The organism is Pseudomonas sp. p21, from assembly GCF_001642705.1.
Taxonomy (GTDB): Bacteria; Pseudomonadota; Gammaproteobacteria; order Pseudomonadales; family Pseudomonadaceae; genus Aquipseudomonas.
Genome location: NZ_LWBV01000007.1, coordinates 201,291 through 215,829, shown reverse-complemented (window position 1 = coordinate 215,829; position 14,539 = coordinate 201,291). Strand labels below are relative to the sequence as shown.

The following is a 14,539-nucleotide window of genomic DNA, read 5'->3' as shown; positions in this document are numbered from 1 at the left end:
GGTGTGCTCCATGTTTTTGTTGTTGTTTTTTTGTTGCCTGTACCGGCCTCTTCGCGGGCACGCCCGCTCCCACAGGGACCCCAAAGGATTCAGACCTGCGGTAATCCTGTAGGAGCGGGCAAGCCCGCGAAGAGGCCGGTACAGGACAATGATCAGAGCTTGATCAACACCGACTTCAGCTCGGTGTAGTGCTCGATGGCAGCCGCCCCCATCTCGCGGCCGACGCCGGACATCTTGTAGCCGCCAAACGGCAAGGCAGGGTCGAGGGCGCTGTGGCAGTTGACCCACACCGACCCCGACTTGATGCGCGGGATCATCCGGTGCACGGCGGCCAGGTCGTTGGACCAGATACTCGCACCCAAGCCATAGGGGTTGTCGTTGGCCATGCCGATCACTTCGTCGATGTCATCGAACGGCATCGCCACCAGCACCGGCCCGAAGATCTCTTCCTGTACCAGGCGGTGGCGCTGGTCGACATCGACGATCACCGTCGGCTTGACGAAGTAGCCCGGCCCGAAGCCCTCGCCACCGCAGGCGATGGTCGCGCCCAGCTCGCGGCCAAGCTCGATGTAGCCGGTGACGCGGTCCTGCTGCTTGGCCGAGATCAGTGGGCCCATCTGCACCGCCGGGTCCAGGCCGCTGCCCAGCTTCATGCCGTTGGCGATGCCGGCGATGTCGGCCACCACATTGTCGAAATGCTTGCGGTGCACATACAGCCGCGAGCCTGCGCAGCACACCTGGCCCTGGTTGAAGAAGATCGCCGTGGCCGCGCCGGCGGCGGCTTCCTGCAGGTTGGCGTCGGGCATGACGATAGTCGGCGACTTGCCACCGAGCTCCAGGGTGACGCGGGTCATGTTGTCCATGGCCGCCTTGCCGATCAGCTTGCCGACCTCGGTGGAGCCGGTGAAGGTCAGTTTGTCCACGCCAGGGTGGCGGCTGAGCGCGGCGCCGGCGTTCAGGCCGGTGCCGGTGACCACGTTGAACACACCAGCCGGGTAGCCGGCTTCGTCCACCAGCTCAGCCAGCTTGAGCACGCTCAGCGGTGTTTCGTCAGCGGGCTTGAGCACCACCGTGCAGCCGGTAGCCAGGGCCGGGCCGAGCTTCCAGCAGGCCAGCAGCAACGGGAAGTTCCAGGCGACGATGGCACCGACCACACCCACCGCCTCGCGGCGGACGAAGCCGTGGAACTGGTCGTTGGGCATCAACGGCATTGAAGCTTCAACGGTGCTACCTTCGATCTTGGTGGCCCAGCCGGCCATGTAGCGCAGGAAGTCGATGGCCAGTTGCACGTCCATCACCTGGGCCACGGTGGCGCTCTTACCGTTGTTCAGGCATTCCAGTTCGGCCAGCTGGCGGGCGTCGCGTTCCATCAGGTCGGCCAGGCGCCACAGCAGGTTCTGCCGTTCGCGTGGGCGCAGGCGGCTCCAAGGCGAATCATCGAAGGCCTGGCGCGCGGCGCGCACGGCGCGGTCGACATCTTCGGCCTCGGCCGCGGGCACTTCACCCAGCACCTCGCCAGTGGCCGGGTTGCGGAACGACAGGGTGCGACCGCTGGCGGCGTCCTGCCAGTCGGCGCCGATGCGCATCTTCAGCTTGCGTTCGAGGAAGGCGCGGGTGGCGGGCAGGATGGGCAGTTCGCAAAGCATGGGACGGTGCCTCTTGTCATTGGATGTGACGGGCACAGGCGCAATGTGCGTGCCAAGGTCGGCAGATGGCTGCAAATCATTGAACGGGTTGGGTTTTGTCTTGTTGCAAGGTTGGGATTGCAGGATTGCGCTGTTGCACATTGAGACGCTGTGAGACGGTGGTGAAACAGTGGCTGTTCCGGCCTCTTCGCGGGCACGCCCGCTCCCACAGGGGATGCGCAATGCCGAGGGCCGGTGCGATGCCTGTAGGAGCGGGCATGCCCGCGAAGGCCTGCGCAGCAGGCCCCTGTCTCAGGATGAAACACCCTGTCGCGAAATGGCACGCTGCAATTGGCCATCTCTGCTGGCAGCAAAGCCCGGAAAACCAGCTAAAAGCTTGAAAGGAAACATTTTTACAGCACCTGGCACAGTTCCTGTATCACAACCGTCACATGCACACCTGCTGTACCAAAGCGTGCGACAACGATAAGAACAACAACCGTGGAGGTCTGACCTTGAAGACGACTCGACTCCGGCGGCATGCGGGCAAACTGGCGCTGGTCGCCGCCGCGCTGCTGAGCACCCAGGCCATGGCGGCCGAGCAGGGCCCGAGCCTGTTGCAGAACAAGTGCATGGGGTGCCATATCCCCGAAGGCAACGACACCTACAGCCGTATCAGCCACCAGCGCAAGACCCCGGAAGGCTGGCTGATGAGCATCGCCCGCATGCAGGTGATGCACGGCCTGCAGATCAGCGACGATGACCGCCGCACCTTGGTCAAGTACCTGGCCGACAAGCAGGGCCTGGCGCCCAGCGAAACCGATGGCGTGCGTTATGCCATGGAGCGCCGGCTGAACACCGTCGAGCAGTTCGACACCCGGCTCAGCGAAACCTGTGGCCGTTGCCACTCCGGTGCCCGCGTCGCCTTGCAGCGGCGCCCGGCCAAGGAATGGGAGCACCTGGTCAACTTCCATCTCGGCCAGTGGCCATCCCTCGAATACCAGGCCCAGGCGCGTGACCGCGACTGGCTGCCGATCGCCCTGCAGCAAGTGGTGCCCGACCTTGCCAAGCGCTACCCGCTGGAAAGCGCGGCGTGGGCCGAATGGCAGAAGGCCAGGCCCAAGGCCGATGCGCTGCCGGGCCAGTGGGCATTCAGCGGCCACATGCTGGCCAAGGGCGATGTGCGCGGGGTGATGAGTGTCACGCCTGACCAGGGCGACACCTTCAAGGTCGAGGTCAAGGGCGCTTATGCCGACGGTACACCGTTCAATGGCAGCGGCTCGGCGATCCTCTACAACGGCTATGAATGGCGTGGCAACGTCAAGGTCGGCGACGCCAACCTGCGCCAGGTGTTCGCTGCGCTGGATGGCGAAATGAAGGGCCGCATGTTCGAGGCCGACCACGATGAGCGTGGCCTGGACTTCACTGCAGTGAAGGAGGGCAAGGCGCGCCTGCTGGCGGTACAACCGGCATTCATCAAGGCCGGTGGCGAAAGCGAAATCACCCTGGTCGGCAGCGGCCTGGCCGGCAAACCGGACCTGGGCGCTGGCGTGGAAGTGACCGAGGTGCTGGAGCAGACCCCGACCCTGGTACGGGTGAAGGCCCGCGCCGCAGCCGATGCCAAGCCGGGCCAGCGCGAAGTCGCCGTAGGTGCGCTCAAGGGCGTCAACCTGGCGGTCTACGACAAGGTCGAGGAAGTGAAGGTGGTGCCGGCATTCTCCATCGCCCGCATCGGCGAAAACGGCGCCTCGGTGCCCAAGGTGCAGGGCCGTTTCGAGGCCGAAGCCTGGGGCAAGGACGCCAATGGCCAGCCGCTGCGCATCGGCTACCTGCCGGCCAGCTGGAAGGTCGAGCCGTTCAACGAGCGTGCGGTCGAGGACGAAGACGTCAAGTTCGCCGGGAAGATGCAGGCCGATGGCGTGTTCGTGCCAGGCGGCGCTGGCCCCAACCCAGAGCGCAAGATGATGACCAACAACGCTGGCAACCTGAAGGTCATCGCCACCCTGGCCGACGGTGGCCAGACGGGCGAAGGGCACATGATCGTCACCGTACAGCGCTGGAACAACCCGCCGCTGCCGTAACGGCAGGGGGCTAACGGTTTTCCAACGGATCGATTATCGGGAGGTCGCCATGGGCGCACTACTGAACCTGGTCGAACGCAACCTGCATGAAGTGCAGGTCGATGCCGACCGCATGCTGTTCCATATCCCCAGCAGTTCGCTGTTCACCGCCGACGCGGTGACCGGCGGCATCATCGACACCCTGCGCCAGCAAGGCTGCTCGGCCGAGGAGCTGATGCAGCGCCTTGGCCAGCAGTTTGCCGGCGACGATATCCAGGACACCCTGCGCGAACTGATCGCGCTGGAACTGGTCAGCGACGGCTCGCCGCTGACCCCGGAAATCGCCCTAAAGCAGGTCGAGCGCACTGCGCTGAACACCGTGGTGCTCAACGTAAACACCGGCTGTAACCTCAGCTGCACCTACTGCTACAAGGAAGACCTGGACAAGCCGTCCGCGGGCAAGAAGATGAGCACCGCCACCGCTGAAGCCTCGGTGGAGATGCTGCTCAAGGAGTCGCCCGACGAGGAGCGCTACAGCGTGGTGTTCTTCGGTGGCGAGCCGCTGTCCAACCGGCCGCTGATCGAACACATGGTTGCCTACTGCGAGCGGCGCTTCGCCGAGGCGGGCAAGCAGGTGGAGTTCATCATGACCACCAATGCCACGCTGCTCACCGAAGAGATCATCGACTGGCTCAACGCCCACCGTTTCGGCCTGTCGATCAGCATCGACGGCCCCAAGACCGTGCACGACCGCAACCGCATCACCGTGGGCGGGCAGGGCACCTATGACGTGGTGCGGCGCAAGGTCGACATGCTGCTGTCGCGCTACCACAGCCGCCCGGTGGGGGCGCGGGTCACGCTGACCCGTGGCATCACCGACGTCGAGACCATCTGGAACCACCTGTTCAACGAGCTGGGCTTCGCTGAAGTCGGTTTTGCCCCGGTTACCTCCGGCGACATGGCCAACTTCAACCTTACCGGCGAAGAACTGGTGCAGGTGTTCGCCAACATGAAGGCGCTGGGCCGACGCTACCTGGAGGCTGCGCTGGAGCACCGCAACATCGGCTTCTCCAACCTGCACCAGCTGATCACCGACATCCACGAAGGCCACAAGAAGGCCCTGCCGTGCGGCGCCGGGCTGAAGATGCTGGCAGTGGACCACGAGGGCGAGCTGAACCTGTGCCACCGCTTCACCGGCTCCAGCCTGCCGACCTTCGGCAACGTGCATCAGGGCGTGAAGCAGGCTCAGCTCAACGACTTCCTGTCGCAGCGCCTGGACCGCAGCAACACCGGCTGCGACAGCTGCCGCATCCGCAACCTGTGCTCCGGTGGCTGCTACCACGAAAGCTATGCCCGCTACGGCGACCCGCAGCACCCGACCTACCACTATTGCGAACTGATGCGCGACTGGGTCGACTTCGGCATTGAAGTCTACAGCCGCATCATGGCCGCCAACCCGGCCTTCATCGATCGCTACATCACCCCGCGGAAGGCGCACTGACATGAAGCACTTGAAGCCCCTGAACAACAAGGCGCGCATCCTCGAGCAGGCCGCCGCCGAAGACCGCGTCGAAGAAGTCATGGCCATGAGCGCGGTGGCAGGCTGCACCGCCACCACCGACCCGGGCTGGGAAGTGGACGCCTTTGGTGGCGTGAGTTCGCTGTGCCAGCCGATGGAGGCCGACCTGTATGGCTGCTCCGACCCTTGCTGGTGGCCGGCCCAGGTGCCGGACATGATGAGCACCTATCAGGACTGGAACGCCCAGGCGAGCAACTCCGCCGAAGACTGGCGCAACCTCGGCACCGTGTTCCCGAAAGACAAGTGACCGGCCCAACAAGAACGACAAGGGGAAACCGCATGAAAGCTGGACGCTGCGCGTCACTCGCGCTCACCATCGCCGCCACGGCCTGCGCCGGGCTGGTACAGGCCGCCGACACCGGGCCGGCGCTGAAGGCTGGCCACGAATACATGATCGTGACCAACTACCCGAACAACCTGCACGTGGTCGATGTGGCCAGTGACACGGTATACAAGAGCTGCGTCATGCCCGACAAGTTCGGCCCCGGCACCGCGATGATGGCGCCGGACAACCGCACCGCCTACGTGCTCAACAACCACTACGGCGACATCTACGGCATCGACCTGGACACCTGCAAGAATACCTTCCACGCCAACCTGTCCAGCGTGCCGGGTGAGGTGGGCCGGTCGATGTACTCGTTCGCCATCAGCCCGGACGGCAAGGAGGTGTACGCCACGGTCAACCCGACCCAGCGCCTGAACGACCACTACGTGGTCAAGCCACCGCGACTGGAGGTGTTCAGCACCGCCGATGGCCTTGAGGCCAAGCCGGTACGCACCTTCCCGATGCCGCGCCAGGTGTACCTGATGCGTGCGGCGGACGATGGCAGCCTGTACGTCGCCGGGCCGGACATCTACAAGATGGACGTGAAGACCGGCAAGTACACGGTAGCCTTGCCGCTGCGCAACTGGAACCGTAAAGGCTACAGCGCCCCGGACGTGCTGTATTTCTGGCCGCACCAGAGCCCGCGCCACGAGTTCTCGATGCTGTACACCATTGCCAGGTTCAAGGATGACAAGCAGGACCCGGCCACCGCCGAGCTGCTGTATGGCTACCTGAGCGTCGACCTGAAGACCGGCAAGACTCACACCCAGGAGTTCGCCGACCTGACCGAGCTGTACTTCACCGGGCTGGTTTCGCCGAAAGACCCGAACCAGATCTACGGCGTGCTCAACCGCCTGGCCAAGTACGACCTCAAGCAGCGCAAGCTGATCAAGGCGGCGAATCTGGACCACACTTACTACTGCGTGGCCTTCGACAAGAAGGGTGACAAGTTGTACCTGGGCGGCACCTTCAACGACCTGGCGGTGTTCAACCCGGATACGCTGGAGAAGGTGAAGAACATCAAGTTGCCGGGTGGCGACATGTCCACCACTACGCCGCAGGTGTTCATCCGTTAAACCGGTGTTGCTTTCTTCGCGGGTAAACCCGCTCCCACAAGGAGCTCCACAGGGGCTGAATGTGGTGCGGTCCCTGTGGGAGCGGGTTTACCCGCGAAGAGGCCCGCTCAATCAACACAAGAACAACAAGAGACCGCCCATGCCCCAGCCAAGCTACTCCCAGGGCAATCAGGACAAACCCCTGCTTACCCAGTGCATCGGCGACGCCTTCGACACCACCGTCGCCCGCTTCCCCGACCGCGAAGCCCTGGTAGTCCGCCACCAGGCCCTGCGCTACACCTGGCGGCAACTGGCCGCAGCCGTCGACCAGCACGCCCGCGCGCTGATGGCGCTGGGCGTGCAGCCCGGTGACCGCCTCGGCATCTGGGCCCCTAACTGCGCAGAGTGGTGCATCACCCAGTTCGCCAGCGCCAAGGTCGGCGCGATCCTGGTCAACATCAACCCGGCCTACCGCTCCAGCGAACTGGACTACGCCCTTGGCCAGTCCGGCTGCCGCTGGGTGATCTGCGCCGGCGCGTTCAAGACCTCCGATTACCACGCCATGCTGCTGGGCCTGGTCCCGGGCCTGGCCAGCGGCCAGCCGGGCGCCCTGATCTGCGAGCGCTTCCCCGAGCTGCGCGGCGTGGTCAGCCTGGCCGCTGCGCCACCGCCGGGCTTCCTCGCCTGGCACGACCTGCAAGCCCGTGCCGAGGCGGTCAGCCGCGAAGCCCTGGCCGAGCGCCAGGCACAACTGCGCTGCGACGACCCGATCAACATCCAGTACACCTCGGGCACCACGGGGTTCCCCAAGGGCGCCACGCTCAGCCACGGCAATATCCTCAACAACGGCTACATGGTCGGCGAGAGCCTGGGCCTGACCGCGCATGACCGGCTGGTGGTGCCGGTGCCGTTGTACCACTGCTTTGGCATGGTCATGGCCAACCTCGGCTGCATGACCCACGGCAGCACCCTGATCTACCCCAACGACGCCTTCGACCCGCTGGCCACCCTGCGTGCGGTGGCGGAAGAAAGGGCCACTGCGTTGTATGGCGTGCCGACCATGTTCATCGCCGAGCTGGACCACCCGCAGCGTGGCGAGTTTGACCTGTCGAGCCTGCGCACCGGGATCATGGCCGGTGCCACCTGCCCGATCGAAGTGATGCGCCGGGTTATCGGCGAGATGCACATGGCCGAGGTGCAGATTGCCTACGGCATGACCGAGACCAGCCCGGTGTCGCTGCAGACCGGCGCCAGCGACGACCTGGAGCGCCGCGTGACCAGCGTCGGGCGTACCCAGCCGCGGCTGGAGAACAAGGTGATCGATGCCGACGGCAACACCGTGCCGCGTGGCGAGATCGGCGAGCTGTGCACGCGGGGTTACAGCGTGATGCTGGGCTACTGGAACAACCCCAAGGCCACCGCCGAAAGCATCGATGAACAAGGCTGGATGCACACCGGCGACCTGGCGGTGATGGACGAGCAGGGCTATGTGCGTATTGTCGGGCGCAGCAAGGACATGATCATTCGTGGCGGCGAGAACATCTACCCGCGCGAACTGGAAGAGTTCTTCTTCACCCACCCGGCGGTGGCCGATGTGCAGGTGATTGGCGTACCGTGCAGCAAGTACGGCGAAGAGATCGTGGCCTGGGTGCGGCTGCACCCGGGGCATACGGCCAGCGCGGAGGAACTGCGCGAGTGGGCGAAGGCGCGGATTGCGCATTTCAAGGTGCCCCGGTACTTCCGCTTTGTCGATGAGTTCCCGATGACGGTGACCGGCAAGGTGCAGAAGTTCCGCATGCGCGAGATCAGTGTCGAGGAATTGTCTGCCGGGTGATGTGTTGCCTGTGCCGACCTCTTCGCGGGTAAACCCGCTCCCACAGGTATTGCACAGGCCTCAAGAGCAGTGGAGAACCTGTGGGAGCGGGCATGCCCGCGAAGAGGCCAACACAGGCAGTAGATGACCTCAGCCTTGCAACAACTCCGGGCTGTTGAAGTTGCTCAACCTGCGATCATCGTCGGCACATTCCAGCCCCTGCACCGCTTCACGCAGCAAGGCCTTTTGCAAACTCCGCTCACCCGCCGCCCAGGCCTGCTCCAGCACCGGCAACACCCGGCGTGGCAGCACACTGAACATTGGCTGCCAGTACCCACCCTGGCGCACCATCGCCGCACTGTCACTGGCCACCGCCAAGCGCAGCAGGTCCTCGATCAACCCCCGGTCAACCAGCGGCGCATCACAGGCCAGCAGCACCACCCATTCATGCCGCGCCACCTTGAGCCCGGCAATCACCCCCGCCAACGGCCCGGGGTAGTCCGCCTCGGCATCGCCCACCAACTGGTCGGCATACGCCCGGTAGGCCTCCTGGTTACGGTTGCAGGAAATCACCAGGTCATCGCTGAGTGGCCGTACCACGCGTTGCACATGCGCCACCAGCGGTTCGCCCTGCCAGTCGACCAGGCCCTTGTCACGGCCGCCCATGCGTTGGCCGCGGCCACCGGCGAGAATGAGGATGGAGCAGGGGGGCAGGGCATCAGGCATGAAAAAGGGTTCCGGGCAGTCATTGCCGGGAACCCTCCCATTTCACGCGGGGCTTGTCCAGTCAGCTTTCGCGGGTCACGGTTTGCGTGTCGGCATTACGCGCCTGGTGTCGCCCGGCCAGGCGCATTACCACCACGAAGAACACCGGCACGAACACCACCGCCAGGGTGGCGCTGAGCATGCCGCCGATCACGCCGGTGCCGATTGCCTGCTGGCTGGCCGAACTGGCGCCGCTGGCGATGGCCAGTGGTACCACGCCAAGGATGAACGCCAGCGAGGTCATCACGATCGGGCGCAGGCGCAGGCGCGCGGCCTGCACAGCGGCGTCGGCGGCATCGACACCCTGGTCGACCAGGCTCTTGGCGAACTCGATGATCAGGATGGCGTTCTTCGCCGACAGGCCGATCAGGGTGATCAGGCCGACCTTGAAGAACACATCGTTGGGCATGCCGCGCAGGGTCACCGCCAGCACCGCACCGAGCACGCCGAGCGGTACTACCAGCAGTACCGCTGTGGGGATCGACCAGCTTTCGTACAGCGCTGCCAGGCACAGGAACACCACCAGCAACGACAGCGCCATCAGCATCGGTGCCTGGCTACCGGAAAGCCGTTCCTGCAGCGACAGGCCAGTCCATTCCAGGCCGGCGCCGGCCGGCAGCTGAGCCACCAGGCGCTCGATTTCGGCCATGGCTTCGCCCGAACTGTAGCCGGCCGCCGGCTCGCCGGAAATCGACACCGCCGGGTAGCCGTTGTAGCGGGTCAGTTGCACCGGGCCGCTGACCCATCTGGCCTGGACGAATGCACCCAGTGGCACCATCTTGCCGCTGTCGTTGCGCACGTGGATCTTCAGCAGGTCTTCGACCTGGCTGCGCTGGTCGCCTTCGGCCTGCACCACCACCCGCTGCATACGGCCCTGGTTGGGGAAGTCGTTGACGTAGCTGGAACCCACGGCCACATCCAGCACCGTGCCGATATCGGCAAACGACACGCCCAGGGCATTGGCCTGGCGGCGGTCGATTTCCAGCTGCACCTGCGGGCTTTCCGCCAGCGAGGCTTCGCGCACGTTGGTCAGCACTTTGCTCTTGGTGGCATTTGCCAGCAGCTCGTCGCGGGCGGCCATCAGCTCGGCGTGGCCCATGCCACCGCGGTCCTGCAGGCGGAACTCGAAGCCGGTCGACTCGCCAAGGCCGTCGATCGGCGGCGGCAGCACGGCGTAGGCAACGGCGTCCTTGAGCTGGGTGAAGGCCATGGTCGCGCGGTCGGCGATCGACTGGGCGCTGTCGTCGGCACCGCGTTCGGACCAGTCCTTGAGGGTGGTGAAGGCCAGCGCCGCATTCTGCCCGCTACCGGAGAAGCTGAAGCCCAGGATCAGGGTGGTGTTGCCCACGCCCGGTTCCTCGGCGTTGTGCGCCTCGATCTGTGCCGCCACCTGTTCGGTGCGCATGCGGCTGGCGCCTGGCGGCAGCTGGATGTCGGTGATGGTGTAGCCCTGGTCTTCGGTGGGCAGGAACGCCGTGGGCAGCTGGCTGAAGCCATAGCCCAGCACCGCCAGTAGCAGCGCGTATACCAGCAGGTAGCGGCCGCTGCGCTTGAGCGCCTGCACCACCCAGCGCTGGTAGCCGTTGCTCATGCCTTCGAAGCGGCGGTTGAACCAGCCGAAGAAGCCCTTGCGTTCATGGTGCTCGCCCTTGGCCACGGGTTTGAGCAGGGTGGCGCATAGCGCCGGGGTCAGGCTTAGGGCCAGGAACGCAGAGAACAGGATCGACACTGCCATCGACAGCGAGAACTGCTGGTAGATCACCCCCACCGAGCCTTGCATGAAGGCCATGGGCAGGAACACTGCCACCAGTACCAGGGTAATGCCGATGATCGCGCCGCTGATCTGGCCCATGGCCTTGCGCGTGGCCTGCTTGGGCGGCAGGCCTTCCTCGGCCATGATCCGCTCGACGTTTTCCACCACCACGATGGCATCGTCGACCAGGATGCCGATGGCCAGCACCATGCCGAACAGGGTCAGCACGTTGACCGAGAAGCCCATGGCCAGCATCACGGCGAAGGTACCCATCAGCGCCACCGGCACCACCAGTGTCGGGATCAGGGTATAGCGCAGGTTCTGCAGGAACAGGAACATCACCGCGAACACCAGCAGCATGGCTTCGAACAGGGTGTTGATGACCTGTTCGATCGACACCTTGACGAATGGCGAGGTGTCGTAAGGGATGTCGTACTTGACGCCTTCCGGGAAGTAGCGCGCCAGGTCCTGCATCTTCGCCCGCACCAGGGTGGCGGTTTCCATGGCGTTGGCGCCCGGCGACAGCTGCACGCTGAAGGCGGTGGCTGGCTTGCCGTTCAGGCGCGTACCGTACTGGTATTCCTGGGCACCGATCTCGACCCGGGCGACATCGCCGATGGTCACCGTGGAACCGTCCGGGTTGGCGCGCAGGACAATCCCGGCGAACTCCTCGGGGGTGCTCAGCTGGCCCTTGACCACCACATTGGCGGTGATTTCCTGGGTGCTACGGCTGGGCAGGTCGCCGATGCTGCCGGGGGCCACCTGGGCGTTCTGCGCGGCGATGGCCTCGGCCACATCGTTGGGCGTGAGGTTGAAGCCGATCAGCTTGCGCGGGTCGATCCAGATGCGCATGGCACGCTCCGAACCGTACAGCTGGGCCTTGCCGACGCCCTTGAGGCGGCGGATTTCGTCCATCACGTTGCGCGCGAGGATATCCGACAGGGCGGTTTCGTCGAGCTTGCCGTCTTCGGAGGTGAGGGTGGCCAGCAGCAGGAAGCCGGTGGAGACCTTTTCCACCTGCAGACCCTGCTGGGTCACCGGGCGTGGCAGGCGCGACTCGACCACCTTCAGGCGGTTCTGCACGTCGACCTGGGCCAGGTCCGGGTTGGTGCCCGGGGCGAAGGTGGCGGTGATGGTGGCGCTGCCCAGGCTGCTCTGCGACTCGAAGTACAGCAGGTTGTCGGCACCGTTGAGCTCCTGTTCGATCAGGCTGACCACGCTCTCGTCCATGGTCGCCGCCGAAGCGCCCGGGTACACGGCGTAGATTTCCACCTGCGGCGGTGCCACGTTGGGGTACTGGGCCACCGGCAGCTGCGGGATGGCCAGGGCACCGGCCAGCAGGATGAACAGGGCGACCACCCAGGCGAATACCGGGCGGTCGATGAAGAATTGCGGCATGAGTCAGGCCCTCACTGGCCAGTGTGCTGTGCGATGGGCGGTGCCCCTGATGCGTTGTCGACCTGCACCTGGTCACCGGCCTTGACGTGTTGCAGGCCCTCGACCACTACCTGCTCGCCGGGGGCCAGGCCTTCGCTGACGATCCAGCGGTCGCCCTGGGCGCTGCCCAGCACTACCTGGCGGTCGCTGACCCGGGCTTGCGGGTCGACCACCAGCACCTTGGGCACGCCGGCGCTGTCGCGCAGGATGGCGCGTTGCGGCACGCTCAGGCCCTTGGGCTGCACGGCCTGCTCAAGGCGCACGCGCACGTAGCTGCCGGGCAGCAGGTCGAGGTCCGGGTTGGGGAACTCGCTGCGCAGGGTGATCTGGTTGGTACTGGGGTCGACGCTGATGTCAGAGAACAGCGGCTTGCCCGGCAGCGGGTAGGTGCTGCCGTCGTCCTGGATCAGCGTGGCACGGGCCTGGCCGTCACCGACCTGCTGCAGCTCGCCAGCACGCAAGGCGCGGCGCAGGGCGTTGAGTTCGCGAGTCGACTGGGTGACATCGGCGTGGATCGGGTCCAGCTGCTGGATGGTCGCCAGCGGCGTGGTCTCGTTCTGCCCGACCAGCGCACCTTCGGTGACCTGGGCGCGGCCGATACGGCCGGAAATCGGTGCGGTCACGGTGGCGTAGCCGAGGTTGAGGCGGGCGCGCTCCAGGGCGGCCTTGGCCTCGGCCACTGCGGCATCGGCCTGCAGGTAGCTGGCCTTGGCGTTGTCGTATTCCTGGCGGCTGACGGCCTTGTCGTCGACCAGCTCGCGGTAGCGCTGCTCTTGCAGGCGCGCCTGGTACAGGGTGGCCTCGGCCTTGGCCAGGGTGGCGCGAGCACTGTCATGGTCGGCCTTGAACGGTGCCGGGTCGATCAGGAACAGCACATCGCCCTGCTTGACGTCGCTGCCTTCGCGGTACACCCGTTTGAGCACCACGCCCGCGACCCGCGCGCGCACTTCGGCGGTACGCGGCGCAAGGATGCGGCCGCTGAGTTCACTGCTGATGGCCAGTGGCTGCAATTGCAGGGTTTCCACCCGCACTTGCGGAGTGGGGGCCTGTTCTTCCTGCTCGGCGCTGTCGTCGCAGCCGGCCAGGGACAGGCTCAGAAACGCCAGAAGCGCCAATGGGCGCAGGCGGGGGGGGAGGGTAGTAGACATACGGATCTTCCGATGATGACCGCCTGTATGCTACGGCAGGCGTTCCTTGGGTGGCTGTTAATACCTGTAGGGCGAGTGTGAAAAAGTGTGAAGAAGAATCCTCTCGACCTGTAGGGTTCTATATTCTGCGTGTACCTGTACCGGCCTCTTCGCGGGTAAACCCGCTCCCACAGGGACCGCACAGCATCTGGAACCTGTGTGGTCCCTGTGGGAGCGGGTTTACCCGCGAAGAGGCCGGCAAGGCCTACCTCAATCCAGATTCCCAAGCGCCTATGCCGAATATTTTCCTGGTCGAAGACGACAGCGCCCTGTCCGAGCTGATCGCCAGTTACCTGCAACGCAACGACTTCCATGTTCAGGTGATCGCCCGTGGCGATCATGTGCTGGACGAGTACCGCCGGCAAAAGCCTGACCTGGTCATCCTCGACCTGATGCTGCCGGGCATCGATGGCTTGCAGCTGTGCCGCCTGCTGCGCCAGGAGTCGCAGGGCCTGCCGATCCTGATGCTGACCGCCCGCGATGACAGCCACGATCAGGTCCTGGGCCTGGAAATGGGCGCTGACGACTACGTGACCAAGCCCTGCGAGCCGCGTGTGCTGCTGGCCCGCGTGCGCACCCTGCTGCGTCGCAGTAGCGTCAACGAGCCGCGCCTGGACAATGACCTGATCCTGATCGGCGGCCTGCGCATCGACCTGGCCGAGCGCACCGTGAGCTGGCGCGGCGAAGAGGTGGAGCTGTCCAGCGGCGAGTACAACCTGCTGGTGGTACTGGCGCGCAATGCTGGCGAAGTGCTGAACCGCGACCGCATCCTCCAGCAGTTGCGTGGTATCGAGTTCAACGGCACTGACCGCTCGGTGGATGTAGCCATCTCCAAGCTGCGGCGCAAGTTCGACGATAACGCCGGCGAAGCGCGCAAGATCAAGACCGTGTGGGGCAAGGGCTACCTGTTCAGCCGCGTCGAGTGGGAGTGCTGACCGCC

At 65.2% G+C, this 14,539-nt stretch carries 10 protein-coding genes; 6 read left to right on the top strand and 4 right to left on the bottom strand.

The genetic code is table 11. From position 1 onward, the window contains the following. Window positions 1-152 precede the first annotated feature (152 nt). Window positions 153-1,646 (bottom strand): aldehyde dehydrogenase, encoded by a 1,494-nt coding sequence (locus tag A4C63_RS20150; RefSeq protein WP_063914253.1) that lies wholly within the window; start codon window positions 1,644-1,646, stop codon window positions 153-155. 494 nt (window positions 1,647-2,140) lie between these two features. On the opposite strand from A4C63_RS20150, the gene peaA reads away from it, so the two are divergent. The 5 genes from peaA (at window position 2,141) to A4C63_RS20125 (ending at window position 8,478) form a co-directional block, all read left to right on the top strand. Next, on the top strand, window positions 2,141-3,706 hold the full coding sequence (gene peaA / locus A4C63_RS20145) for a quinohemoprotein amine dehydrogenase subunit alpha (protein WP_063914367.1): 1,566 nt from the start codon (window positions 2,141-2,143) through the stop codon (window positions 3,704-3,706). Window positions 3,707-3,755: 49 nt separating this feature from the next. Beyond that, window positions 3,756-5,186, top strand: coding sequence for a quinohemoprotein amine dehydrogenase maturation protein (gene peaB, locus A4C63_RS20140; RefSeq protein WP_025339352.1), 1,431 nt, complete (start codon window positions 3,756-3,758; stop codon window positions 5,184-5,186). A gap of 1 nt (window position 5,187) precedes the next feature. Next, on the top strand, window positions 5,188-5,511 hold the full coding sequence (gene qhpC, locus A4C63_RS20135; RefSeq protein WP_004375838.1) for a quinohemoprotein amine dehydrogenase subunit gamma: 324 nt from the start codon (window positions 5,188-5,190) through the stop codon (window positions 5,509-5,511). Between the two features lie 32 nt (window positions 5,512-5,543). Continuing rightward, the gene (peaD, locus tag A4C63_RS20130; RefSeq protein WP_063914252.1) at window positions 5,544-6,665 is read left to right on the top strand and encodes a quinohemoprotein amine dehydrogenase subunit beta; all 1,122 of its coding nucleotides are present in this window, start codon (window positions 5,544-5,546) and stop codon (window positions 6,663-6,665) included. A gap of 139 nt (window positions 6,666-6,804) precedes the next feature. After that, entirely contained in the window at window positions 6,805-8,478 is a 1,674-nt protein-coding gene (locus tag A4C63_RS20125) for a fatty acid CoA ligase family protein (RefSeq protein WP_063914251.1), read from the top strand. A gap of 129 nt (window positions 8,479-8,607) precedes the next feature. Here A4C63_RS20125 and mobA read toward each other — a convergent pair whose 3' ends face one another. The 3 genes from mobA to A4C63_RS20110 all read right to left on the bottom strand — a co-directional run bounded on the left by mobA (window position 8,608) and on the right by A4C63_RS20110 (window position 13,560). Continuing rightward, window positions 8,608-9,183 carry a molybdenum cofactor guanylyltransferase MobA gene (gene mobA, locus A4C63_RS20120; RefSeq protein ID WP_063914250.1) on the bottom strand — a complete coding sequence of 192 codons (576 nt, stop codon included), beginning with the start codon at window positions 9,181-9,183 and terminating at the stop codon, window positions 8,608-8,610. 61 nt (window positions 9,184-9,244) lie between these two features. Continuing rightward, a complete protein-coding gene (locus tag A4C63_RS20115; RefSeq protein WP_063914249.1) occupies window positions 9,245-12,373 on the bottom strand; it encodes an efflux RND transporter permease subunit in 3,129 nt (1,042 codons plus the stop codon). Between the two features lie 11 nt (window positions 12,374-12,384). Then, complete coding sequence (locus tag A4C63_RS20110) at window positions 12,385-13,560, bottom strand: efflux RND transporter periplasmic adaptor subunit (protein ID WP_063914248.1); 1,176 nt, start codon at window positions 13,558-13,560, stop codon at window positions 12,385-12,387. Window positions 13,561-13,832: 272 nt separating this feature from the next. Between A4C63_RS20110 and A4C63_RS20105 the strand changes: the two genes are divergently transcribed. After that, window positions 13,833-14,534 carry a response regulator transcription factor gene (locus A4C63_RS20105; RefSeq protein WP_003259958.1) on the top strand — a complete coding sequence of 234 codons (702 nt, stop codon included), beginning with the start codon at window positions 13,833-13,835 and terminating at the stop codon, window positions 14,532-14,534. The last annotated feature ends 5 nt before the right edge of the window (window positions 14,535-14,539 follow it).

Coding starts and splice junctions, on each gene's coding strand:
- qhpC (WP_004375838.1), top strand. CDS start 5,188: ATGAAGCACTTGAAGCCCCTGAACAACAAGGCGCGCATCCTCGAGCAG.
- A4C63_RS20125 (WP_063914251.1), top strand. CDS start 6,805: ATGCCCCAGCCAAGCTACTCCCAGGGCAATCAGGACAAACCCCTGCTT.
- A4C63_RS20150 (WP_063914253.1), bottom strand. CDS start 1,646: ATGCTTTGCGAACTGCCCATCCTGCCCGCCACCCGCGCCTTCCTCGAA.
- A4C63_RS20110 (WP_063914248.1), bottom strand. CDS start 13,560: ATGTCTACTACCCTCCCCCCCCGCCTGCGCCCATTGGCGCTTCTGGCG.
- peaD (WP_063914252.1), top strand. CDS start 5,544: ATGAAAGCTGGACGCTGCGCGTCACTCGCGCTCACCATCGCCGCCACG.
- A4C63_RS20115 (WP_063914249.1), bottom strand. CDS start 12,373: ATGCCGCAATTCTTCATCGACCGCCCGGTATTCGCCTGGGTGGTCGCC.
- A4C63_RS20105 (WP_003259958.1), top strand. CDS start 13,833: ATGCCGAATATTTTCCTGGTCGAAGACGACAGCGCCCTGTCCGAGCTG.
- peaB (WP_025339352.1), top strand. CDS start 3,756: ATGGGCGCACTACTGAACCTGGTCGAACGCAACCTGCATGAAGTGCAG.
- mobA (WP_063914250.1), bottom strand. CDS start 9,183: ATGCCTGATGCCCTGCCCCCCTGCTCCATCCTCATTCTCGCCGGTGGC.